General features: G+C 70.3%; 19 protein-coding genes. All 19 read left to right on the top strand.

Annotation, left to right across the window (positions count from 1 at the left end; genetic code table 11):
* Window positions 1-54 precede the first annotated feature (54 nt).
* The 19 genes from rsmH to dnaE all read left to right on the top strand — a co-directional run bounded on the left by rsmH (window position 55) and on the right by dnaE (window position 23,955).
* Window positions 55-1,029 (top strand): 16S rRNA (cytosine(1402)-N(4))-methyltransferase RsmH, encoded by a 975-nt coding sequence (gene rsmH / locus ASF23_RS02835; protein ID WP_055948502.1) that lies wholly within the window; start codon window positions 55-57, stop codon window positions 1,027-1,029.
* Between the two features lies 1 nt (window position 1,030).
* A complete protein-coding gene (locus ASF23_RS02830) occupies window positions 1,031-1,714 on the top strand; it encodes a hypothetical protein (RefSeq protein ID WP_055948499.1) in 684 nt (227 codons plus the stop codon).
* A 149-nt stretch (window positions 1,715-1,863) separates the two neighbouring features.
* The gene (locus tag ASF23_RS02825) at window positions 1,864-3,651 is read left to right on the top strand and encodes a peptidoglycan D,D-transpeptidase FtsI family protein (protein WP_055948496.1); all 1,788 of its coding nucleotides are present in this window, start codon (window positions 1,864-1,866) and stop codon (window positions 3,649-3,651) included.
* 14 nt (window positions 3,652-3,665) lie between these two features.
* Window positions 3,666-5,246 carry a Mur ligase family protein gene (locus tag ASF23_RS02820; RefSeq protein ID WP_055949181.1) on the top strand — a complete coding sequence of 527 codons (1,581 nt, stop codon included), beginning with the start codon at window positions 3,666-3,668 and terminating at the stop codon, window positions 5,244-5,246.
* Entirely contained in the window at window positions 5,243-6,706 is a 1,464-nt protein-coding gene (locus ASF23_RS02815; protein ID WP_055949178.1) for a UDP-N-acetylmuramoyl-tripeptide--D-alanyl-D-alanine ligase, read from the top strand. Before ASF23_RS02820 ends, ASF23_RS02815 begins: the two co-directional genes overlap by 4 nt.
* The gene (mraY, locus tag ASF23_RS02810; protein ID WP_055948493.1) at window positions 6,703-7,809 is read left to right on the top strand and encodes a phospho-N-acetylmuramoyl-pentapeptide-transferase; all 1,107 of its coding nucleotides are present in this window, start codon (window positions 6,703-6,705) and stop codon (window positions 7,807-7,809) included. The genes ASF23_RS02815 and mraY overlap by 4 nt, the downstream gene beginning before the upstream one ends.
* Before the next feature lie 28 nt (window positions 7,810-7,837).
* A complete protein-coding gene (murD, locus tag ASF23_RS02805) occupies window positions 7,838-9,550 on the top strand; it encodes a UDP-N-acetylmuramoyl-L-alanine--D-glutamate ligase (protein WP_442855007.1) in 1,713 nt (570 codons plus the stop codon).
* Complete coding sequence (ftsW, locus tag ASF23_RS02800; protein ID WP_082473732.1) at window positions 9,498-10,874, top strand: putative lipid II flippase FtsW; 1,377 nt, start codon at window positions 9,498-9,500, stop codon at window positions 10,872-10,874. Before murD ends, ftsW begins: the two co-directional genes overlap by 53 nt.
* Complete coding sequence (murG, locus tag ASF23_RS02795; RefSeq protein ID WP_055948490.1) at window positions 10,871-11,983, top strand: undecaprenyldiphospho-muramoylpentapeptide beta-N-acetylglucosaminyltransferase; 1,113 nt, start codon at window positions 10,871-10,873, stop codon at window positions 11,981-11,983. The genes ftsW and murG overlap by 4 nt, the downstream gene beginning before the upstream one ends.
* Window positions 11,980-13,431: a UDP-N-acetylmuramate--L-alanine ligase gene (gene murC, locus ASF23_RS02790; protein ID WP_055948487.1), complete on the top strand. Its 1,452-nt coding sequence runs from the start codon at window positions 11,980-11,982 to the stop codon at window positions 13,429-13,431. Before murG ends, murC begins: the two co-directional genes overlap by 4 nt.
* Window positions 13,428-14,660 carry an FtsQ-type POTRA domain-containing protein gene (locus tag ASF23_RS02785; RefSeq protein ID WP_055948484.1) on the top strand — a complete coding sequence of 411 codons (1,233 nt, stop codon included), beginning with the start codon at window positions 13,428-13,430 and terminating at the stop codon, window positions 14,658-14,660. The genes murC and ASF23_RS02785 overlap by 4 nt, the downstream gene beginning before the upstream one ends.
* Before the next feature lie 128 nt (window positions 14,661-14,788).
* The gene (ftsZ, locus tag ASF23_RS02780) at window positions 14,789-15,949 is read left to right on the top strand and encodes a cell division protein FtsZ (RefSeq protein ID WP_055948482.1); all 1,161 of its coding nucleotides are present in this window, start codon (window positions 14,789-14,791) and stop codon (window positions 15,947-15,949) included.
* A complete protein-coding gene (locus ASF23_RS02775; protein ID WP_055948479.1) occupies window positions 15,946-16,671 on the top strand; it encodes a YggS family pyridoxal phosphate-dependent enzyme in 726 nt (241 codons plus the stop codon). The genes ftsZ and ASF23_RS02775 overlap by 4 nt, the downstream gene beginning before the upstream one ends.
* A 47-nt stretch (window positions 16,672-16,718) precedes the next feature.
* Window positions 16,719-17,270 carry a cell division protein SepF gene (locus ASF23_RS02770; RefSeq protein ID WP_055948476.1) on the top strand — a complete coding sequence of 184 codons (552 nt, stop codon included), beginning with the start codon at window positions 16,719-16,721 and terminating at the stop codon, window positions 17,268-17,270.
* A gap of 107 nt (window positions 17,271-17,377) precedes the next feature.
* On the top strand, window positions 17,378-17,677 hold the full coding sequence (locus ASF23_RS02765) for a YggT family protein (RefSeq protein WP_055948473.1): 300 nt from the start codon (window positions 17,378-17,380) through the stop codon (window positions 17,675-17,677).
* A gap of 187 nt (window positions 17,678-17,864) precedes the next feature.
* On the top strand, window positions 17,865-18,572 hold the full coding sequence (locus ASF23_RS02760; RefSeq protein WP_055948470.1) for a DivIVA domain-containing protein: 708 nt from the start codon (window positions 17,865-17,867) through the stop codon (window positions 18,570-18,572).
* 2 nt (window positions 18,573-18,574) lie between these two features.
* On the top strand, window positions 18,575-19,315 hold the full coding sequence (gene lspA, locus ASF23_RS02755; RefSeq protein ID WP_235510745.1) for a signal peptidase II: 741 nt from the start codon (window positions 18,575-18,577) through the stop codon (window positions 19,313-19,315).
* Between the two features lie 25 nt (window positions 19,316-19,340).
* Complete coding sequence (locus ASF23_RS02750) at window positions 19,341-20,264, top strand: RluA family pseudouridine synthase (RefSeq protein WP_055948467.1); 924 nt, start codon at window positions 19,341-19,343, stop codon at window positions 20,262-20,264.
* Between the two features lie 220 nt (window positions 20,265-20,484).
* Window positions 20,485-23,955: a DNA polymerase III subunit alpha gene (gene dnaE, locus ASF23_RS02745; RefSeq protein ID WP_055949172.1), complete on the top strand. Its 3,471-nt coding sequence runs from the start codon at window positions 20,485-20,487 to the stop codon at window positions 23,953-23,955.

Below are 23,955 nucleotides of genomic sequence, written 5' to 3'. Positions count from 1 at the left end.
CAGGTCGGGATGGATGGGGATCCGGGCCCACGGACCAGGAGAGCAGGGGCTGACATGGCCGACACCACTCCCGACGCCACGGCTGGCGCTCCCTTCCCGCACACCCCGGTGATGCTCGAGCGCATCGTCGAGCTCTTCACCCCGACCCTCGACGGTCCGGGCAAGGTCGTCGTCGACGCCACGCTCGGCATGGGCGGGCACGCCGAGGGACTGCTCGAGCGGTTCCCCGAGGTCACGCTCATCGGCCTCGACCGCGACACCGACGCGCTCGGGATCGCGGGGGAGCGGCTCGCGCGATTCGGCGACCGGGTCCGCCTCGTGCACACGGTCTACGACGAACTGCCCGACGCGATCGCCGGCGAGGGCTTCCACCGCGTCGACGGCGTCCTCTTCGACCTCGGCGTCTCCTCGCTGCAGCTCGACCGGGCCGAACGCGGCTTCGCGTACAGCAAGGACGCCCCGCTCGACATGCGCATGGACCAGACGGCGGAGACCACTGCCGCCGAGGTCCTCGCCACGTACGGCGAGCGCGACCTGGTCAGGATCTTCCGCAACTACGGCGAGGAGAAGCTCGCGCAGCGGTACGCCCGCGCGATCGTCGCACGCCGCGTCGAACGGGCCTTCGAGCGCTCGGGCGACCTCGTCGAGGTCCTCCAGGCCGCGACGCCGGTGGCGATCCAGCGGCAGGGGCACCCGGCCAAGCGCGTGTTCCAGGCCCTGCGCATCGAGGTCAACCAAGAGCTGAGCGTCCTCGAGCGCGCGATCCCGGCCGCGATGGACGCCCTGTCCGTCGGCGGTCGACTCGTGGTGGAGGCGTACCAGTCGCTCGAGGACCGCATCGTCAAGCGCGCGATCGTCGAGCGGACGTCGTCGACCGCCCCGGCCGGCCTGCCGGTCGAGCTCCCCGAGCACGCTCCCACCTTCACCGCAGTCGTCAAGGGCGCCGAGCAGGCCGACGAGGCCGAGCGCGCCGCCAACCCCCGTGCAACACCCGTGCGTCTCCGCGCGGCCGAGCGAACCCGGAAGTGACATGACCACGAACCTGGCCCTGGCCACGCCTCTGCCCGCCGCACCCGGTGTCCCGCACCGCGAACACCGGAGTCGCCCGGAGCTCGTCGAGGTCACCCCGACCCGTGCCCAGCGCCGTGCCCGCCCGCGGATCGTCTACGCGATCATCGCGATGGGAGCGCTCGGCATCCTCCTGCTCGCGCAGCTCGGCATCAGCATGGTGCTCTCGAGCGGGGCGTACACGCTGAGCTCGCTGCAGGCGCAGCAGACCGAGTTGAGCCGGTCGCAGCAGCAGCTCGACGAGCAGCTGTCGGTCCTCCGCTCCCCGCAGAACCTGGCGCGGAACGCACAGGCCCTCGGCATGATCGCGAACTCCACCCCGGTGTACCTCGACCCGAAGACGGGTGCGGTGTTCGGGACCCCCACCGCCGCCGCTGCGACCGACGCCGCTGCCGCCACCACCGACAACCAGGTCCCGAACTCCCTGCTCGACACCACGAAGGTCGTCACGAAGCAGGGTGACACCGCCGCGAGCGCGGAGCAGCCGGCCGGAACGGCCGCTCAGGCCGCCACGGGCGCTGCCGCAACGGGGTCCGCGGCCGCCGATCCTGAGAAGACCGGAGCGGCCAGCGAGTCGGCCGGGGGTTCGTCCGAGTCCTCCGTATCGTCTGACGCGGATCAGCTCCAGGCGCCATCGACACGGTGACCCCGTCGCCTGACGCACGGTCCTGAGACCCCGGCGCCGACACCAGGCGTCGACATGCGGCGCGGACGGCGTCGTGACACCCAGCACCCGGCCCCGGTCGGCGTTCGACCCCCGGGCTGTGCCGCAGCGGGGTACTGGAAGGACACCAGGTGAAGAAGACCCTCCAGAACCGTCGGCTCCGGTACAGCGTCGTGATGCTCGCGGTCATCGCCCTCGTCGCGGTGTTCGTGGTCCGTCTCGTCGACATCCAGGTCGTGCAGGCCGCCGAGCTCAACAAGGCCGCAGCGGCGAAACGGAGCATCCCCGTCACGCTCTACGGCACGCGCGGCGCGATCGTCGACCGGAACGGCACCGACCTGGCGAACAGCGTGACGCGGTACAACATCACGACGGCGCCGCGGATCGTCGCGGGCTTCTCGGGCAAGTTCGGCGGGACCAGGGTCAAGGACGTCACCGTCGCACAGGCGCTGACCGCCCTCGCGGAGGCGTCGGGCGGCAAGACCGACGTCGCCACCATGCGGAAGGCGATCGCGGCGAACCCGAAGTCCGACTTCGCCTACCTCGTGAAGGGTCTCGACGTCGCGCAGTACCGCGCGGTCACCGACCTCGGCATCCCGTGGCTCTACCCGGAGAAGCAGTCGGCCCGGGTCTACCCGAACGGTGCCGCCGCAGGGAACCTGACCGGCTTCATGGGTACCGACGGCGCGCAGGCCGGGCTCGAGTACGCCTACGACAAGTGCCTCGCGGCGACGAACGGCTCCCAGGTCTACGAGCGCGGCGAGGACGGCGTGCAGCTGCCGGGCAGCACCGTGACGACGAAGCAGGCCAAGAACGGCGGCACGGTCCAGACGACGATCGACGAGGACCTGCAGTACATGACGCAGCAGGACATCTCCCAGCAGCGGGAGGCCCTCGGCGCTGAGTCGGCGACCGCGGTGGTGACGAACGCCAAGACGGGTGAGATCCTCGCGCTCGCGGACAGTCCGAGCGTCGACCCGAACGACATCAACGCCACGAAGGACCCGAACGACTTCGGAGCCCGGTCGATCACCTCGGCCTACGAGCCCGGCTCGACGATCAAGGCGGCGATCGCGGCCGCGCTCATCGACAGCGGCAAGGCGACCCCGACCACGCAGAAGTCCGTCGACTACTCGCGGACCTTCCCGTGGGGCGGCCGGATCACCGACGCCGAGGCGCACGGCCGCGAGAACCTGACACTCACGGGCATCCTCGCCCAGTCGTCGAACGTGGGGATCTCCGAGGTCGGCGAGGCCCTCACGGCCCAGCAGCGGTACGACTACATGAAGAAGTTCGGCCTGTTCACCTCCGATCCGGCGCTCCAGTTCCCCGGGCAGCCGACGTGGCCGGATGCCTCGAGTCCGAACTGGGACCAGCAGACCAACATCAACTCGATGTTCGGGCAGGGCATCTCGACGACCGCGCTCCAGGTGGCGGGCATCTACCAGACCCTCGCGAACAAGGGCGAGCGCATCCCGCTCCACTTCGTGAGCGGGTGCAAGCAGGCCGACGGCACCGTCACCGACCAGCCCGACCTCACGCCGACGCGCGTGGTCTCCGAGACGGCCGCGACCCAGACCGTCGACATGCTGCAGAGCACGATCACCTCGACGGCCGGCACGCTGCACGCGATGGGCCCGATCTCCGGGTACAACGTCGCGGCGAAGACCGGTACCGCCGAGGTCGCCGAGGCGAACGGGGGCGGGTACGGCAGCCAGCGCATCATCTCGGTGGCCGGAATGGCACCTGCGGAGGACCCCCAGTATGTTGTCACGGTGACGTTCACGAAGCCCGGACCCGGACACCGGTTCTCCAGCTCCGCAGCCCCGGCGTTCCACACCCTCATGTCCCAGGTGCTCGAGAAGTACCGCGTCACCCCCTCCACGACCACCGTCAAGACGTACCCGACGACGTGGTGAGGAAGAAGGAGCACTTGACCGCTCGGATCCCCCCGGTCCTCCGCCCGGAACACCCGGCCCCGCGGCCGCTCGCCGAACTCGCCAACGCGTTCGGCCTGCGCGTCGTCGGCTCCGTCGACGGGGTCGAGGCCACCGGCGTCACCCTGAGCGCCGCCGAGGTGCAGCCGGGCGACGTCTTCGTCGGCGTGCACGGCGTACACCGTCACGGCGCGGACTTCGCGACGGAGGCCGCCGAGCGCGGTGCCGTCGCGGTGATGACGGACAGCGACGGTGCCACGATCGCCGCCCCGTCCGGACTGCCGGTCCTCGTGGTCGACGATCCCCGGGCCGCGCTCGGCGACGTCTCTGCCTGGATCTACCGCACCGACGCCGACACCGATGACCTCCCGCAGCTCTTCGCGGTCACCGGGACGAACGGCAAGACGAGCACCGCGTACATCCTCGAGGGCATCCTCGTCCAGCTCGGGCTCGTCACCGGTCTCAGCTCGACGGCCGAACGCCACATCGGGTCGCTCAGCGTCACGAGCCGTCTCACCACGCCCGAGGCGTCCGAGATGCACGCACTCCTCGCACGCATGCGCGAGAGCGAGGTGCGCGCCGTGGCCGTCGAGGTCAGCGCGCAGGCCCTCAGCCGGCACCGCGTCGACGGCATCGTGTTCGACGTGGTCGCCTTCACGAACCTGAGCCACGACCACCTCGACGACTACGCCGACATGGAGGAGTACTTCCAGGCGAAGCTCCCGCTGTTCCAGCCGGAGCACGGGCGTCGTGGTGTGGTGTCCCTGGACTCGGAGTGGGGCCAGCGCGTCGTCGAGGACTCCCGCATCCCGCTGACGACGATCACGGTGCACCCGGACGTCGAGGCCGAGTGGCACGTCGACATCACCGAGGCAGCCGCCGCGTACACCGAGTTCCGCCTGACCGGGCCCGAGGGTCGCGAGCTCACCACCCGGGTGCCGCTCATCGGGTGGCACATGGCCGCCAACGCGGCACTCGCGATCGTGATGCTCGTCGAGGGCGGGTACGAGCTCGGCGCGATCGCCCAGGCGCTCGAGGCCGACGACGGCACGAGCGGCATCGACACCTACCTGCCGGGCCGCACCGAGCGTGTCTCGGGCGACGACGGCCCGACGGTCTACGTCGACTTCGGACACAGCCCCGATGCGTTCCTCACGACGCTCGCGGCCGTCCGGCAGGCGACGCCCGGCAAGGTCCTCATGCTGTTCGGCGTCGACGGCGACCGCGACACGACGAAGCGCGCCGAGATGGCCAGGGTCGCCGCAGCGGGCAGCGACGTCCTCGTGATCACCGACCACCACCCGCGGTTCGAGGACCCGGCCAGCATCCGGAAGGTCCTCGTCGACGCCGCCCGCGAGGCCTACCCGGACCGCGAGCTGTACGAGGTCGTCCCGCCGGAGGCCGCCATCCGTCGCGCCGTCGAGCTCGTCGGCGAGGGCGACGCGATCCTCTGGGCGGGCCCCGGACACCAGGACTACCGGGACATCCAGGGCGTCCGCACCGAGTACTCGGCGCGCGACGAGGCCCGTTCGGCGCTCCGTGAGGCCGGATGGACCCCGGCCGAGGCGCACCGATGATCGACCTGACCCTCGCCGAGATCGCCAGCGCGGTCGGCGGCGAGCTCGTCCAGGGTGCGCCGGACACGGTCGTCGCGGGCTCGGTCGAGACGGACTCCCGACTCGTCGGACCCGACAGCGTCTTCTTCGCCCTGCTCGGCGAGGAGACCGACGGCCACCGGTTCGTGCCGAACGCGACCGCCGCCGGTGCGTCCCTCGTGGTCACCGAGCACGCGGTCGAGACGACCGCGGCGCAGATCGTCGTCGCCGACGGGTACACCGCCCTCGCCGCACTCGCGCACGAGGTCGTCGCCCGCGTCCGAGCGAGTACCGCGGACCGTCCGGAGGGCCCGCTGCGGGTCGTCGGCATCACCGGCTCGAACGGCAAGACGAGCACCAAGAACATGCTCCGCACGATCCTGTCCCGCCACGGCGAGACGATCGCGCCGGAGGGTTCGTTCAACAACCACGTCGGCGCACCGATCTCGATGCTGCGACTGACGCACGACTCGCGCTTCCTCGTCGTCGAGATGGGCGCCAGCGGCATGGGCGAGATCGCCAAGCTCGTCCGCATCGCCGAGCCGGACGTCGGCGTCGTGCTCAAGGTCGGGCTCGCCCACGCCGGGGAGTTCGGCGGGATCGAGATGACCCAGAAGGCGAAGTCGGAGATGGTCACCGACCTGCCGGCGACCGCCACCGCGGTGCTCAACGCCGACGACGACCGGGTGATGGCGATGGCGGGGACCACCGATGCGCACGTGGTGACGTTCGGCACCGACGCGTCGGCCGAGTACCGGATCACCGATCTCACGACGGACCGGACCGGCACGCGGTTCGTGCTGACGCACGGCTCCGCCGGACAGCCGGGAGGCACGGCTGACGAGGACCCGCAGGCCGCGGACACGCAGACGGTCCAGCTGGCCATCCTCGGTGAGCACCACGCCATGAACGCCACCGCCGCGCTCGTGGTCGCCCACGCGTGGGGTGTCCCGCTCGCCGACGGCGCCGAGGCCCTCGCGTCGATGACGCGCGCCGAACGCTGGCGCATGGAGCTCCTCCAGGCCGGACCCGTCGGTGTGACGGTCGTGAACGACGCGTACAACGCGAGCCCCGACTCGATGGCCGCAGCCCTGCGGACGCTCGCCCAGATCGTGCAGCCGGGGGAGCGGACCGTCGCGGTCCTCGGCGAGATGGCCGAGCTCGGCGAGTACTCCGTCGAGGAGCACGACCGCATCGGCCGGCTCGTGGTCCGCCTCGGGATCGGGCAGCTCGTGGTCGTCGGCCGCGGGGCGATGCCCATCCACCAGGCCGCCTCCCTCGAGGGATCCTGGGACGGCGAGTCGGTCTACATCGAGGACGTCGACGACGCCGTCCGTGCCATCGAGGAGATGGTCCGCCCCGGCGACGTCGTCCTCGTCAAGTCCTCGAAGTCCGCCGGTCTCCGCTTCCTCGGGGACCGCCTGGGAGGTGTCCCCGCATGATCGCCCTGCTCATCGCCGGCGCCGTGTCGCTGGCGTTCACGCTCCTGCTCACGCCGCTGTTCATCAAGCTGTTCCACCGCCTCGGCTGGGGGCAGTTCATCCGCGACGACGGTCCGCAGTCGCACCACACCAAGCGCGGGACCGCGACCATGGGCGGCATCGTCCTGATCATCGGGACCGTGATCGGGTACTTCATCGGTCACATCGCGGGCCGCGACCACGTGACGCTGTCCGGAATGCTCGTGCTGTTCATGATGGTCGGGCTCGGGTTCGTCGGGTTCCTCGACGACTTCCTCAAGGTCCGTCGGCAGCGGAGCCTCGGTCTCGGCGGCTGGGCGAAGGTCCTCGGGCAGGTCATCGTCGGCGTGATCTTCGCGACGGTGGCGCTCGTGGTGCCCTCCGCGAACGGCCAGTACCCGGCGTCGAAGATGATCTCGGCGGTCCGCGACATCGACTGGCTCAACTTCATGTTCGTCGGGACCGTCATCGGGACCGTGCTGTACCTGGCGTGGATCGTCCTGCTCACCGTGTCGACGTCGAACGGCGTCAACGTCGCGGACGGACTCGACGGGCTCGCGACGGGCACGAGCATCCTCGCGATCGGCTCGTACATCTTCATCGGGTTCTGGCAGTACAACCAGCAGTGCGGCGGTGCCCGGCTCGACGACTCGGTGGTGCACGCGTGCTACCGGGTGACGAACCCGCTCGACCTCGCCGTCGTCGCGGCGTCGATCTGCGGTGGGCTCATCGGGTTCCTCTGGTACAACACCTCGCCCGCACAGATCTTCCTCGGCGACACCGGATCGCTCGGCCTCGGCGGGGCACTCGCCGCACTCGCCATCCTCAGCCGCACGGAGCTCCTGCTCATCCTCATCGGCGGGCTCTTCTTCATCGTCACCGGCTCGGTCATCCTGCAGCGGGCGTACTTCAAGATCACCCACGGCAAGCGGATCTTCCTGATGAGCCCGCTGCACCACCACTTCGAGCTGAAGGGCTGGGCGGAGGTGACCGTCGTCGTGCGGTTCTGGATCATCGCGGGACTCTGCGTCGCCGCGGGGGTCGGGGTGTTCTACCTCGAGTGGATCACGATGGCCAATGCCTGACGTGCCTGACGTGCCTGACGTGCCTGACGTGCCGGGCCGGACGGACGGGGCGGACGCGAGCCGTCCCTCCAGGCCGGATCCGGACCGCCTGTCGGGCCTGACCTCCTGGTACTCCGAGCGGTGGCGCGGTCTCCGCGTCGCGGTCCTCGGTCTCGGCGCCACCGGGTTCTCCGTCGCCGACACGCTCGTCGAGCTCGGCGCCGCGGTGCTCGTGCTGTCGTCGGACGCTCCCGAGGACCGCGTCGAGCTCCTCCACGTGATCGGGGCGGAGTTCGTCCAGACACCGCTCGACACGACCCCCGACGCCCTCGTCGCCTTCGCTCCCGACCTCGTGATCGCGTCCCCGGGGCTCCCGCCGTCGAACGCGTCGATCCTCTGGAGCACCGGGCACAGCACCGTCTGGGGTGACATCGAGCTTGCGTGGCGGGTCCGCGACAAGGTCGTCCGGCCGGACGGCATCGCGCCGTGGGTGCTCGTCACGGGCACCAACGGCAAGACGACGACCGTGCAGCTCACCACCGCGATGTACGCCGAGGCCGGACACCGCGTCGCGGCGTGCGGCAACATCGGCGTCCCGGTGCTCGACGTCGTCCGCGACCCGGAAGGGTACGACGTCCTCGTCGTCGAGCTGTCGAGCCACCAGCTGCACACCATGCCGACCGACGGCCCCGGTGCCGTGGTGCCGCTCGCGTCGACCTGTCTGAACCTGGCGGACGACCACCTCGAGTGGCACGGATCCGCCGATGCCTACCGAGCGGCGAAGGCCAAGGTCTACGCGAACACCGTGCTCGCGTGCGTGTACAACGTCGCGGACACCGCCACCAGGACGATGGTCGAGGACGCGGACGTGGTGGAGGGGTGTCGGGCGGTCGGGTTCACGCCGGGCATCCCCGCACCGGGCGACGTCGGGGTGGTGGAGGAGGTCCTCTGCGACCGCGCGTTCCTCGACGACCGTCGGAACGCCGCGCTCGAACTCGCGACGCACGAGGACCTGGCCGTCGCCGGACTCGCATCGCCACACATGCTCGCGAACGTCCTGGCGGCGGCCGCACTCGCGAGGGCCGGGGGTGTCGAACCGCTCGCGATCCGCGACGCGGTCCGCGGCTTCCGGGCCGACCACCACCGGACCGAACTCGTCACGGTGCGGGACGGCGTCACATGGGTCGACGACTCGAAGGCGACGAACCCGCACGCCGCGAGCGCGTCCCTGTCGGCCTACGAGCACGTGGTGTGGATCGTGGGCGGCCTGTTCAAGGGCGTCGACGTCGCCGAGCTCGTCGCGCGCTCCGGGAGCAGCGTCCGGGCCGTCGTCGTGATCGGCGAGGACCGGACCCCCGTCGTCGAGGCATTCGCGCGACACGCGCCCGATGTCACCCTCCTCGAGGTCACCGGGATCGACACTGATCAGGTCATGCCAGAGGCGGTCCGATTCGCCGCCGGTGTTGCTCGATCCGGTGACACGGTCCTCCTCGCCCCGGCCGCGGCGTCCTTCGACCAGTTCGAGTCCTACGGCGACCGGGGACGACGGTTCGCAGCCGCCGTGCGCGACCTGCCGGACCCCGACCTGCTGGACCCCGACCACGCAGACCACGAACACCCGCACGACGAACACCCGGACCGCGAACTGTCGGACCACGAACACCCGGGCCGCGAACTGTCGGACCACGAACACCTGGAGGGGAACGCCGATGGCGAATCCACCGACGAGCCTCCGGCGGGGCACCGCGACGAACCGGCGTGAGAACGTCGGCCAGCGCACCGGACGTGGTGCGGTCGTGGCCGTCAAGCAGCTCTTCGTCGCGGAGACCGGGGCGTTCTACACGATCCTCGGGGTGACCCTCTTCCTCGTCGTGTTCGGCGTCGTGATGGTCCTGTCGTCGTCGAGCGTCGAGCAGTACGCCGCGACCCACGACTTCTTCGGCGCGTTCACCCGGCAGGGCCTCTACGCGATCATCGGCGTGCCGCTGATGCTCATCGCGTCCCGGCTCCCCGTACGGTTCTGGCGGAAGTGGGCGATGCGGATCGTCCTCGTCGGGCTGTTCGTCCAGGCGCTCGTGGTGCTCACCCCGCTCGGGTACTCCATCCAGGGGAACCGGAACTGGATCCGGCTCGGCTCGTTCACCGCCCAGCCGTCCGAGATCCTGAAGCTGGCACTCGTCCTCGGCATCGGCGCGATCATCTACGCCAAGCGCGACAAGCTGCACGACTGGCGCGAGGTATTCGTCCCGATCGGCCTCGCGAGTCTCGCGTCGATCGGTCTGGTCCTCGTCGGCGGCGACCAGGGGACGGCGATGATCATGATGATCCTCGTGTTCGGTGCCCTGTTCGTCGGTGGCGCTCGCCTCCGACACCTCGGCGTCGGGGTCCTCGCCCTGGCCGTCATCGTCCCGTTCGTCACGGCGTCCTCCAGCTCGCGCGGGGACCGCATCGGCGCCTGGCTCTCCGGCTGCACGAACGCGAGCCAGTACCAGGACCTCTGCTGGCAGCCGACCCACGGCATGTGGGCGCTGTCGTCCGGCGGGATCTTCGGCGTCGGACTCGGCAACTCCAAGGCCAAGTGGTCGTGGCTGCCCGAGGCGGACAACGACTACATCTTCGCGATCATCGGCGAGGAACTCGGCCTCATCGGCGCGATCGTCGTCCTCGCGCTCTTCGTCGTGCTCGCCATCGGGTTCATCAAGGTGATCCGCACGAGCCGTGACCCGTTCGTCCGGACCGTGACGGGCGGTGTCCTCGCCTGGATCATCGGGCAGGCCTTCGTGAACATCGCCGTCGTGCTCGGGCTCCTCCCGGTGCTCGGCGTCCCCCTGCCACTCATCTCCGCCGGTGGATCCGCGCTCATCATGACCCTCGTCGCGATCGGCGTCGTCCTGTCCTTCGCTCGGGAGGCCCCGGCGGCGGCTGAGACCCGGCTCTCCGGCGACCTCCGCGGCACCGCGGCCGACCGGTCGGCGCGCGCGGCGGCGCAGCGTGCGGCGACCGCACCCACGCAGCGGTCCGCGGCGGGCGCGGCACAGCGCGCGGCAGACCGGGCCGCCCAGCGGAGCGCAGGGTCGCGCCGATGAGCCGCTACCTGTTCGCCGGCGGCGGGACCGCGGGGCACGTCAACCCGCTGCTGGCCGTCGCGGACCGTCTCCGCGAGCGTGAGCCCGACGCCGAGATCCTCGTGCTCGGCACGGCGGAGGGGCTCGAGGCCCGGCTCGTCCCGATGCGCGGGTACGAGCTCGTGACGATCCCGCGGCTGCCGTTCCCGCGCAGGCCGAACGCGGCGGCGCTGCGGTTCCCCGGAGCGTTCCGCGGGGCGGTCCGCGCGGTGGAGCAGATCATCCGCGACCGCGGTGTCGACGTCGTGATGGGGGTCGGCGGCTACGCTGCGGCACCCGCGTACATCGCGGCGCGCCGGACCCGGACGCCGATCGCGGTGCACGAGGCGAACGCGAGACCCGGGCTGGCGAACCGGCTCGCGGCGCTCTTCACGCAGCACGTCGGCACGACGTTCTCGAACACCAGGCTCCCGCACGCCCGCCTCGTCGGGATGCCGCTCCGCCGTGAGATCGAGCAGCTCGACCGCCGAGGATCCCGCGCCGAGGGGCTCGCCGAGTTCGGCCTCGACGCGGACCGTCCGGTGCTGCTCGTCACCGGCGGGTCGTCCGGCGCGCGTCGCATCAACGAGACGATCAACCGGTCGGCCGCGACCATCGTCGGTGCCGGGTGGCAGGTGGTGCACGTGGTCGGTGGCAAGTCCGAGATCGCAGACAGCACCCTCGACGGGTACCGGGTGCTCCGCTACTGCGACCGGATGGACCTCGCCTACGCGGCGTCGGACTTCGTGGTCTCACGTGCCGGTGCCGGCATGGTGTGCGAGCTGACCGCCGTCGGCCTGCCGAGCGTGATGGTGCCGTACCCTGTCGGGAACGGCGAGCAACGCCACAACGCCCGTGACGTCGTCGCCGCCGGTGGTGCCGTCGTGGTGGACGACGCGGACTTCGCGCCCGAATGGGTCACCCGTGAACTGCTCGGCATCCTGCAGGACCGCGCGCTGGTCGCCGACATGGCGGTCAGGTCCGGCAGTGTCGGACACCGCGACGGCGCGGACCGGATGACCGACCTGGTCGTCGACGCCGGACACGACCGGCGGGGCGCGCAGCAGCAGAGCAGGAGCACCGAACCATGACCATCAAGCCCGACTTCTCCCAGCCGATCCCCGACGACCTCGGGACGCTGCACTTCATCGGCATCGGCGGGTCCGGCATGAGCGGCATCGCCAGGATGTTCCTGAACGACGGTCACCGCGTCACCGGGTCCGACTCGCGCGAGTCCGCGACGACGGGCCGTGTGCGCGAGCTCGGCGCCGACGTCCGCATCGGGCACGACGCCGGCAACGTGGGCGACGCCGACACCGTGGTCGTGACGAGCGCCCTCTGGCCGGACAACCCCGAGCTCCTCGAGGCCAGGCGTCGTGGGCTCCCGATCCTGCACCGGTCGCAGGCCCTCGCCGCACTCATCGCCGGACGCCGTCTCGTCAGCGTCGCCGGCGCGCACGGCAAGACGACGTCCACGGGCATGATCGTCACGGCGCTCGTCGAGCTCGGCCTCGAGCCGAACTTCGTCAACGGCGGTGTCATCCAGTCCCTCGGCGTGAGCTCCGGGAGCGGCGCGAGCGAGCACTTCGTGGTGGAGGCCGACGAGTCCGACGGCTCGTTCCTGCTCTACGACACGGCGATCGCGCTCATCACGAACGTCGACGCCGACCACCTCGACCACTACGGCAGCGAGGAGGCGTTCATGGACGCCTTCGTCACGTTCGCCGCGAAGGCCACCGAGCGTGTGGTCATCTCGAGTGACGACGCCGGCGCCCAGCGCGTCACGGCCGGACTCCGTGCGCGGTCGGACGGCTCGGCGAGCACCGTCGTCACGTTCGGCGAGGCCGAGGACGCGGACGTACGGGTCACCGGCATCGACGAACTCGCCGGCGTCGGTGCGGACATCGTGTACGCGGGGCAGACCCACCGTGTCAGCCTCAGGGTGCCCGGGCGACACAACGCCGTGAACGCCGCAGGAGCCTTCGCGGTGCTGGTCGGTCTCGGCGTCGACCCGGCGGACGCGGTCCGCGGCCTCGAGGCGTTCGGCGGCACCGAGCGCCGGTTCGAGCTGCACGGCGTCGAGCGCGGCGTGAGCGTCTACGACGACTACGCACACCACCCGACCGAGGTCGCGGCAGCGCTGCACGCCGCTCGGACCGTCCTCGACGGGCACCGGCTCATCGCGATCCACCAGCCGCACCTGTACTCGCGCACCCGGCTCATGGCGGGGGACTTCGCGCACGTGTACGAGGAGCTCGCCGACCACACCGTCGTGCTCGACGTCTACGGTGCCCGTGAGGACCCGGAGCCGGGTGTCACCGGGGCGATGGTGCAGGAGCGGTTCGCGGACCAGGCACGCGTCGACTACCTGCCGGACTGGGCCGAGGCGTCGGCGCGCGCCGCGGAGATCGCCGAACCGGGCGACATCATCATGACGCTGAGCTGCGGCGACGTGTACCGGATCATCCCGCAGGTCCTCGCGGCACTGCACGACGGTGTCCCGGCCGACGGCCGCCCCGCCGAGGCACCGGCCCGGTGAAGCGGCCCGAGGGGTTCGACCACCGGACCGACGCGGACGAGCGCCGGCACCAGCCCGCGGCGCAGCAGGAGTCCCGGGACGGCGGAGCCTCGTCGCAGGGTGACGGATTCCTCGGCGGTCTCGGTCGCCGGTTCGGACGCGGCCGACAGGACGAGGTCGCCGCCCAGGACGCTCCGGACGACGGACTGGAGGCACGGCGCGCGTCCGACGACGCGCCACCGGCCGAACATGCCGTCTCGGAGCCCGCAGCGGACCCGTCGGACGCCAGCCGCGCCTCCCGGCTGGCGGGGGTCGCCGGCAAGCGGTTCGGCGCCGGTCTCGCATCGGTGCGCGGGCGGTTCCAGGAGCTGAGCCCCGACGAGGACTACGTCGACCCGAACGCTCCGGTCCGGTCCACGCCGAGCAGCGACGACGACGACCACATCCCGGATGCCGGCGCGCGCGCCGCGGAGACGGCTCGCGAAGCGCGGGCCGCCCGGAAGCGCCGTCGTCTCGTCGAGCGGCAGGAGGTCCGTCGGTTCACCCGTCGGAGCCGCCACCGCCGATCGATCTGGATCACGAGCGGTGCCGTCCTCGTCGTGCTGGTGCTCTCCATCGTCGTCGCGGTGTTCTCGCCGCTCATGGCCCTCACGAAGATCGAGATCAAGGGCACCGACCGCATCGACCGGTCGCAGTTGCTCTCGGCCGTCGACGGCCAGCTCGGCACACCCCTCGCGCGCATCGACTTCGGCGAGCTCAAGCACCAGCTCGCCGGGTTCCCCCTCATCGAGAGCTACGTGACCGAGGAAGCGCCGCCGCACACCCTCGTGATCACGGTCACCGAGCGCGAGCCGATCGTAGCCGTGCAGACCGCCTCCGGCTTCGACCTCGTCGACCCGGCGGGCATCGTCGTGGAGTCCGACCCGAACCGGCCGGACGGCATGCCCCTCGCGGACGTCACACCCTCGCAGATCGGCGGTGCGGCCTACCGGACGATGGCGAGCGTCGTGCTGGCGCTCCCCGCGTCGGTCCGGTCGACCGTCACCGACGTCACCGCGACGACGTCCGACGACGTCACACTCACGTTGAACTCGGGTGCGAAGGTCGTGTGGGGGAGCCCCGACGACTCGGATGCCAAGGCCGCGCTCCTCGCGGCGCTCGTCAAGGACCACGAGGCCAGGGACCCGTCCACGGCTGTCGAGTACGACGTGTCCGCGCCGGACAACGGCATCATCCGCACCCAGTCCTGAACCGTTCGGCGTGGCGGGTGTCCAGCGCACCGCGCACCCCCGTAGCGTCGAGCTGAGCACCCCACATACCAGCAAAGTCCTTGAACTTCAACTAGAGGTTCAAGGTTCCCACCGGAGGCCTGACTGACGTGACCACGAACCACAACTACCTCGCCGTCATCAAGGTCGTCGGTGTCGGCGGCGGCGGCGTCAACGCCGTCAACCGCATGATCGAGCTCGGCCTCCGCGGCGTCGAGTTCATCGCGATCAACACGGACGCCCAGGCGCTCCTGCTGAGCGATGCCGACGTCAAGCTCGACGTCGGTCGTGAGATCACCCGTGGCCTCGGTGCCGGCGCGGACCCCGAGGTCGGCCGTCGTGCCGCCGAGGACCACGCCGAGGAGATCGAGGAGGCCCTCGCCGGGGCCGACATGGTCTTCGTCACGGCCGGTGAGGGTGGTGGGACCGGGACCGGTGGCGCTCCCGTCGTCGCCCGCATCGCCAAGTCCATCGGTGCGCTGACCATCGGTGTCGTCACGAAGCCGTTCGGCTTCGAGGGCAAGCGCCGTCAGTCGCAGGCCGAGAACGGCGTCGCGACGCTGAAGGACGAGGTCGACACCCTCATCGTCGTCCCGAACGACCGACTGCTCGAGATCAGCGACCGCGGCATCAGCATGGTCGAGGCCTTCGCGACCGCCGACCAGGTGCTCCTCGCCGGTGTCCAGGGCATCACCGACCTCATCACCACCCCCGGGCTCATCAACCTCGACTTCGCCGACGTCAAGAGCGTCATGCAGGGCGCCGGGTCGGCGCTCATGGGCATCGGGTCCTCGCGCGGGGCCGACCGGGCGATCAAGGCGGCCGAGCTGGCCGTCGCGTCGCCGCTCCTCGAGGCGTCGATCGACGGAGCGCACGGCGTGCTGCTCTCGATCCAGGGCGGTTCGAACCTCGGCATCTTCGAGATCAACGACGCCGCGCGTCTGGTGCAGGAGGCCGTGCACCCCGAGGCGAACATCATCTTCGGTGCCGTCATCGACGACACCCTCGGCGACGAGGTCCGCGTCACGGTCATCGCGGCCGGCTTCGACGGTGGCGAGCCGACGACCCCGCAGAAGGACCGTCGGGCGAGCTACGTCGACCCGGACAGCGGCTCGTCGGCCGCCGCCGCCACCGGAGCCATCGAGGACTCCGGCTCCGGTGCCCCGACCTCGTCGTGGGCGTCGCAGGAGCACCAGCCGCCGGCGCAGCGCGCCGCCGACCCGGCGTTCGACGACGACGACGAGCTCGACGTCCCCGACTTCCTGAAGTGACGGATCCGGCGGACGCGACCCCGGGCCTCCAGGCCGACACCGGACTGGAGGCACGTCTCGCGTCCGTCAGGCACGGCATCGCCGACGCGGCGCACGCCGCGCATCGGAGTCCCGACGAGCTCACCCTCGTCGTCGTGACGAAGTTCCATCCGGCCTCCCTCGTGCGCGAACTCGCTGTGCTCGGCGTCACCGACGTGGGGGAGAACCGCCATCAGGAGGCCGAGGCGAAGGCGGCCGAGCTCGCCGACCTGGCACTCACGTGGCACTTCGTCGGACAGCTGCAGAGCAAGAAGGCACGACAGGCCCGTCGGTACGCGCACGTCGTGCAGTCCCTCGACCGAGCGTCGGTGGTGGACGCGTTCGCCCCGACCGAGACCGAGCCGACGCCGCCGGTGATCGACGGGTTCGTCCAGGTCAACCTCACGCCGTATGCGTCTCGCGGCGGGGTGCAGCCGGACGACGTGGACGCGCTCGTGGAGCGCATCCTGCTGACCGGCACGATCCGGCTCCGCGGCGTGATGGCGGTCGCGCCGCTCGACGAGGACCCCCGACCGGCGTTCGCCAGGCTCCGCGGGATCTCCGAGCGTGTCCGGACGATCGCACCCGATGCCGGCGACATCTCCGCGGGCATGAGCGGCGACTACGCCGAGGCCATCGCCGAGGGCGCGACACACCTACGGATCGGCTCGGCAATCACGGGAAACCGACCCCCGGCTCGTTAACCTCCAAGAGGGCAACCACGAGCACCGAATCCACCGGAGGAACGACCATGGCCAATCCGCTGCGCAAGACGATGGTCTACCTGGGCCTCGCCGACGAGGACCTCGAGTACGACGAGCAGGCCGACGACACGTCGCGCCAGCACACCACCACCTCCAGGAGCTCCGAGAGCGCCCCCGCGGCCGCCCCGGTCGCTCAGGCGGTCCCCGCGGCCGCACCTGCACCCGTCGCGCCCGTCGCGGCTCCGACCCAGCAGCGCGCGCAGGTCACCCCGCTCCGCCGCAACCACGCACAGAAGGCGACCCCGGTCCAGGAAATGAACGAGATCCTCACCGTCCACCCCCGCGAGTACAAGGACGCCCAGTCCATCGCCGAGAGCTTCCGCGACGGCATCCCGGTGATCATCAACCTCTCGCAGATGACCGAGAACGACGCTCGCCGGATGATCGACTTCGCGAGTGGCCTGTCCCTCGGGCTGTTCGGCAAGATCGAGCGCGTCACGAACAAGGTCTTCCTGCTGTCGCCGGCACACGTCGCGGTGAGCGGTGAGCCCGCTGAGGTAGAGTCCGACATCGAGGCGTCCTTCTTCGCCCAGTCCTGACGGACTCGTCCGCGAGTCCTCGCCCGGACCGGCCCCGGTCGGTCCCCCCGCGTCGGCACTTCGCCGTACCGGTCCCCGCCCCTGAACGAGCGAGTTGATCAGCCCCGATGGTGTCCGCCCTTGCCGCGATCGTCTACTACCTGCTCCTGATCTACTTCTTCGTGATGTGGGCCAGGTTCGTGCTCGACCTGGTGCGGAACTTCAACCAGCGGTGGCGGCCGACGGGAGCGTTGCTCGTCGGGGCGGAGTTCGTCTTCGTGGTCACCGATCCGCCGATCCGCGCGGTACGACGTGTGCTCCCGCCGCTCCGCATGGGCGTGGTCGCACTCGACTTCGGCTGGACCATCGTGATGCTCGTCGTCATCATCCTGATGAGCGTCATGCGGGCGATCCAGGCGTTCGCCTGACGGCTCCGCACGCTCGTTTTCCGTACGCCACGCCCATCGGGTTCGGGCTCCCGGACACTGTCGGTGTACGGTTGTCGGGACCATGATGCGGGCGATGTGCACGTATCCGCGCCGACCGTGGTGACTGGTAGGTTCAGTCGCGACCGTTCGGTTCCACACGATCAGCAGTTCTATTGAGGTGACGGCAATGGCTTTGACGCCGGAAGACGTAGTCAACAAGCGGTTCCAGCCGACGAAGTTCCGCGAGGGCTACGACCAGGACGAGGTGGACGACTTCCTCGACGAGGTCGTCGTCGAGCTCCGGCGTCTCGGCGCGGAGAACGAGGAGCTGCGCCAGCGCCTCACGACCGCGGAGTCGGCTCCCCAGCAGGCCGACGCGGCTCCCGCATCGGCCCCGGCGCCGGCATCGGTCCCCGAGCCGGTCGCGGCTCCGGCGCCTGTCGCAGCCACTCCGGAGCCCGTCGCGGCACCGGTTGCGGCCGCGACGCCCGCCGTCGACCCCGACTCGGACACCGAGGGCACCTCGAACCTCCTCCAGCTCGCACGTCGTCTCCACGAGGAGCACGTGCGTGAGGGTGCGGAGAAGCGTGACTCGCTCATCGCCGAGGGGCACGCCACGGCAGCCCGTCTCGTCTCCGAGGCCGAGGCCCAGCAGCGCCAGATCGTGCAGGAGGCCGAAGCGCAGCAGCGTCAGCGCGTCGGTGTGCTCGAGCAGGAGCGCAACCAGCTCGAGGGCCGGATCGAAGAGCTCCGTACCTTCGAGCGTGACTACCGCTCGCAGCTCAAGAGCTACATCCAGGGTCAGCTGAACGAACTCGACACCTCGGGGTCCGAGCAGCAGACCAGCGGGTTCCAGTCCGCACCGGCGTCGGCGCAGGGCTTCGGCTCCAACTGACGTTGACGAACACCCCACAGTCCGACGAACGCTCCTCCGGGGCGGCCGGACGACCGGCGAAGGTCAGTGCCCGCGCGATCGCGGCACTGGCCTTCGCCGCTGTGTGCGTGTACGCGCTCGACCAGGGCGTCAAGGCGCTCGTCGTCCGGAACCTCACCCTCGGCGAGACCGTGCCGGTCCTCGGTCGCTTCCTCCAGTTGCACTACGTCACCAACCCCGGGGCCGCGTTCTCGTTCGCGACCGGGCAGACGTGGATCTTCTCGATCGTCGCCGCCGTGGTCGTCGTGGTGATCATCGTGCTCGCGCGGCGGATCAGGTCGCTCTGGTGGGCACTGCTCTTCGGCATGCTGCTCGGCGGCGCACTCGGCAACCTGACCGACCGCCTGATCCGCGAGCCGGGTTTCGGGCGCGGCCAGGTCGTCGACTTCATCCACACGCCGTGGATGATGCCCGCGATCTACAACATCGCGGACTCGTTCATCTGCATCAGCATGGCCGTCTTCGTGGTCCTGACGATCCTCGGTGTGAACCTCGACGGGTCCCGCGCGGTGAGCAAGCGGAAGCAGGCCGAGCTGGACGCGGCTGCTGCCGCGGACGCCGGACGGGAGGCCCGGGTCGGGTCCGCCGAGTCGGCCGTCGTCGCGGACGAACCTGCGTCCGGCACCATGTCCGGGACGTCGGCCGACGTCGCGGAGCCGAGCCGTGCCTCCAGGCCGGACCGGCTCGGGCACGACGCCACGTGAGCCCGTCGCAGCCGGGGTCCCACGCATGACCGAGTCCAGGAGTCTGCCTGTCCCGGACGGGCTCGCGGGGGAGCGCGTCGACGCGGCCGTCGCGAAGCTCCTCGGGTTCAGCCGGTCGTTCGCGGCCGACGTGGTCGCCGCCGGCGGGGTCCGCGTCGACGGTGCCGTCGTGGACAAGTCCGACCGACTGCACGCGGACACCTGGCTCGAGGTCGAGTGGGCGCCGAAGGAACCGCCACGCATCGTCCCGGTCGAGGTCCCCGGCATGACCGTCGTGTACGACGACGACGACATCGTCGTCGTCGACAAGCCCGTCGGTGTCGCGGCCCATCCGTCACCCGGGTGGACCGGCCCGACGGTCCCGGGTGGTCTCGCCGCCGCGGGGTTCACCATCGCGACGTCCGGTGCCGCCGAGCGTGCGGGGATCGTGCACCGGCTCGACGCCGGGACGAGCGGGCTCATGGTCGTCGCCAAGTCCGAGCTCGCGTACACGCACCTCAAGCGCGCGTTCAAGGAGCGGACGGTCGAGAAGGTCTACCACGCGCTCGTCCAGGGCCACCCCGACCCGACCTCCGGCACCATCGACGCGCCGATCGGACGACACCCGTCGAGCGACTGGCGGTTCGCGGTCACGGCCGAGGGCAAGCCGAGCGTGACGCACTACGCCACGCTCGAGGCGTTCCGGGCGGCGACCCTGCTCGAGGTGCACCTGGAGACCGGGCGGACGCACCAGATCCGCGTGCACATGGCCGCGACGCGGCACCCCTGCGTGGGCGACACGATGTACGGCGCGGACCCGGGGCTCGCTGCCGAACTCGGGCTCACACGGCAGTGGCTCGACGCCGTCCGACTCGGGTTCGAACACCCTCGGACGGGTGCGTGGGTGGAGTTCCGGGCCGAGTACCCGGACGACCTGCAGCACGCGCTCGACGTCATCCGCGCCGCGTAGCCCGCCGTCCCGCACGTTCGGGGAGTTCCGCGTGTGCCGTCCCGCACGTTCGTGCAGTTCGGTGCCCGAGGGTCCGTTCGGAGTGTCGGAGGCTGCCCGTTAGGCTGACCTGACACCCGGTCGGCACCCGCTCCGTCGTCCGGTCAGCAGCTCGATCAACGGAGGCTCCGTGGCGGATTCCGACTCCTTCGTCCACCTGCACGTGCACAGCGAGTACTCGATGCTCGACGGTGCCGCCAGGATCGGACAGCTCGTCGAGGAGACCGCCGCCCAGGGCATGCCGGCCGTCGCGGTGACGGACCACGGCAACATGTTCGGCGCGTTCGACTTCTGGAAGACCGCGACCGCCGCGGGGGTCAAGCCGATCATCGGGACCGAGGCGTACATCACGCCGGGCACCCACCGGAGCGACAAGACCCGCGTCAAGTGGGGCGACGGCGGCGGGGACGACGTCTCCGGGGCCGGTTCCTACACGCACATGACCCTGCTCGCCGAGACGACGGAGGGCATGCACAACCTCTTCCGGCTGTCGTCCCGCGCGTCGATCGAGGGCTACTACTTCAAGCCCCGGATGGACCGCGAGATCCTGTCCGAGTACAGCAAGGGCCTCATCGCGACGACGGGGTGCCCGTCCGGCGAGGTGCAGACGCGCCTCCGGCTCGGCCAGTACGACGAGGCGATCAAGGCCGCCGCGGACTTCCGAGACATCTTCGGGGCCGAGAACTACTTCTGCGAGATCATGGACCACGGTCTCGGGATCGAGCGTCGGATCATGTCCGACCTCATCCGACTCGCGAAGGACCTCGGGCTCCCGATGGTCGCGACGAACGACCTGCACTACACGCACGCCGGCGACGCCACGAGCCACGCCGCGCTGCTCTGCGTCCAGTCCGGCTCGACCCTGAATGACCCGAACCGCTTCAAGTTCGACGCCGACGAGTTCTACCTGAAGACCCCGCAGCAGATGCGGCACCTCTTCCGCGACCACCCGGACGCCTGCGACAACACCCTGGCGATCGCCGAGCGCTGCGACGTGCAGTTCAACACCGCGGCGAACTACATGCCGCGGTTCCCCGTTCCCGAGGGCGAGAACGAGGAGTCCTGGTTCGTGAAGGAGGTCGAGGCGGGCCTGCACTACCGGTACCCGGCAGGCATCCCGTCCGACGTCCGTGCCCGGGCCGACTACGAGACCGGCATCATCAGCCAGATGGGCTTCCCGGGGTACTTCCTCGTCGTCGCCGACTTCATCAACTGGTCCAAGGACAACGGGATCCGCGTCGGGCCCGGTCGTGGTTCCGGTGCCGGCTCCATGGCCGCGTACGCCATGCGCATCACGGACCTCGATCCGCTCCAGCACGGGCTCATCTTCGAGCGGTTCCTCAACCCGGACCGCGTCTCGATGCCCGACTTCGACGTCGACTTCGACGACCGGCGCCGCGGTGAGGCGATCAAGTACGTCACCGAGAAGTACGGGTCGGAGCGCGTCGCCCAGATCGTCACCTACGGCACCATCAAGGCGAAGCAGGCGCTCAAGGACTCCAGCCGGGTGCTCGGGTTCCCGTTCGGCATGGGCGAGAAGCTCACCAAGGCCATGCCGCCGCCCGTGATGGGCAAGGACATCCCGCTCACCGGGATCTTCGACCGCGACCACCCGCGCTACAAGGAGGCGACGGACGTCCGCGCCGTCGTGGAGTCCGACCCGGAGGCCCGGACGGTCTTCGACACGGCGCTGGGGCTCGAGGGGCTGAAGCGCCAGTGGGGTGTGCACGCCGCCGGCGTCATCATGTCGAGCGACCCGCTCATCGACATCATCCCGATCATGAAGCGGGAGCAGGACGGCCAGATCGTCACGCAGTTCGACTACCCCGCGTCGGAGTCGCTCGGCCTGATCAAGATGGACTTCCTGGGGCTCCGGAACCTCACGATCATCAGCGACGCGATCGAGAACATCAAGACGAACCGCGGCACCGACCTCGACCTCGAGGCCCTCGAGCTCGACGACCCCGACGCGTACGCGCTGCTCGGGCGGGGGGACACCCTCGGCGTGTTCCAGCTCGACGGCGGTCCGATGCGTGGACTGCTCCGTCTCATGCGCCCCGACAACTTCGAGGACATCTCGGCGCTCATCGCCCTGTACCGTCCGGGGCCCATGGGCGCGAACTCGCACACGAACTACGCCCTCCGGAAGAACGGCGAGCAGGACGTCGTGCCGATCCACCCGGAGCTCGAGGAGCCCCTGGCGGACATCCTCGGTGGGACCTACGGCCTGATCATCTACCAGGAGCAGGTCATGGCGATCGCGCAGAAGCTCGCCGGCTTCTCGCTCGGTCAGGCGGACATCCTGCGGCGCGCGATGGGCAAGAAGAAGAAGTCCGAGCTCGACAAGCAGTACGCGGGCTTCCAGCAGGGCATGAAGGACAACGGGTACTCCGACGCGGCGATCAAGACCGTCTGGGACATCCTGCTGCCGTTCTCCGACTACGCGTTCAACAAGGCGCACTCCGCCGCCTACGGCGTGGTGTCCTACTGGACCGCGTACCTCAAGGCGCACTACCCGGCCGAGTACATGGCCGCGCTCCTGACGAGTGTCGGCGACGCCCGCGACAAGCTCGCGCTGTACCTGAACGAGTGCCGCCGGATGGGCATCAGGGTCATGCCACCGGACGTCAACGAGTCGATCGGGTTCTTCGCGGCCGTCGGCGAGGACATCCGCTTCGGCATGGGCGCGATCCGGAACGTCGGATTCAACGTCGTCGACGCGATCGTCGAGGCGCGGACCAGCAAGGGGTCGTTCGAGAGCTTCCACGACTTCCTGCGCAAGATCCCGATCACGGCGACGAACAAGCGGACGGTCGAGTCGCTCATCAAGGCCGGTGCGTTCGACTCCACCGGCGACAGCCGACGTGCACTCGTGGAGATCCACGAGGGTGCCGTCGAGGCCGCGGTGAAGGTGAAGCGGGACGAGGCGCACGGCAACGTCGGGTTCGACTTCGACAGCCTGTTCGACGACGTGCAGGACGAGGCCCCCGTCTCGCAGGTTCCGGAGCGTCCGGAGTGGTCCAAGCGCGACAAGCTCGCGTTCGAGCGCGACATGCTCGGGCTCTACGTGTCCGACCACCCGCTGGCCGGCCTCGAGATCGAGCTCGCGAAGCACGCGTCGACGACGATCACCGACGTCCTCGGCGCCGAGGACTCGATCGAGGGCGAGACCGTCACGGTCGCGGGCCTCCTCACGAGCGTGCAGCACCGGGTGGCCAAGAACTCCGGCAACCCGTACGGCATCGTGCAGATCGAGGACTTCGCCGGCGAGATCGGGGTGATGTTCCTCGGCAAGACGTACCAGGAGTTCGGGCCGAGCCTCGTGCAGGACCAGATCGTGGTGCTCCGCGGCCGGGTGAACGTCCGCGACGACGGCAAGGCACTGCATGCGGTGAGCATGTTCTCGCCGAACGTGGGTGACGTCATGGGCTCCGGCCCGCTGACGCTGTCGCTGCCGGAGCGTCGCGCGACGACCGACACCGTGACGGAGCTCGCGGCGGTCCTCGGGCGGCACCGGGGCGAGACCGAGGTCCGGCTCCGGCTGCTCAAGGACGACTTCGCCCGGACCTTCGAGATCCCGTTCCCGGTGAACCTGACGCCGGACCTGTTCGGCGAGCTGAAGAGCCTGCTCGGGCCGAGCTGCCTCGTCTAG

The sequence above is a fragment of the Curtobacterium sp. Leaf261 genome, from assembly GCF_001422205.1.
In the GTDB taxonomy this organism is placed as follows: domain Bacteria; phylum Actinomycetota; class Actinomycetes; order Actinomycetales; family Microbacteriaceae; genus Curtobacterium.
This window is presented reverse-complemented; position numbering and strand designations above follow the sequence as displayed.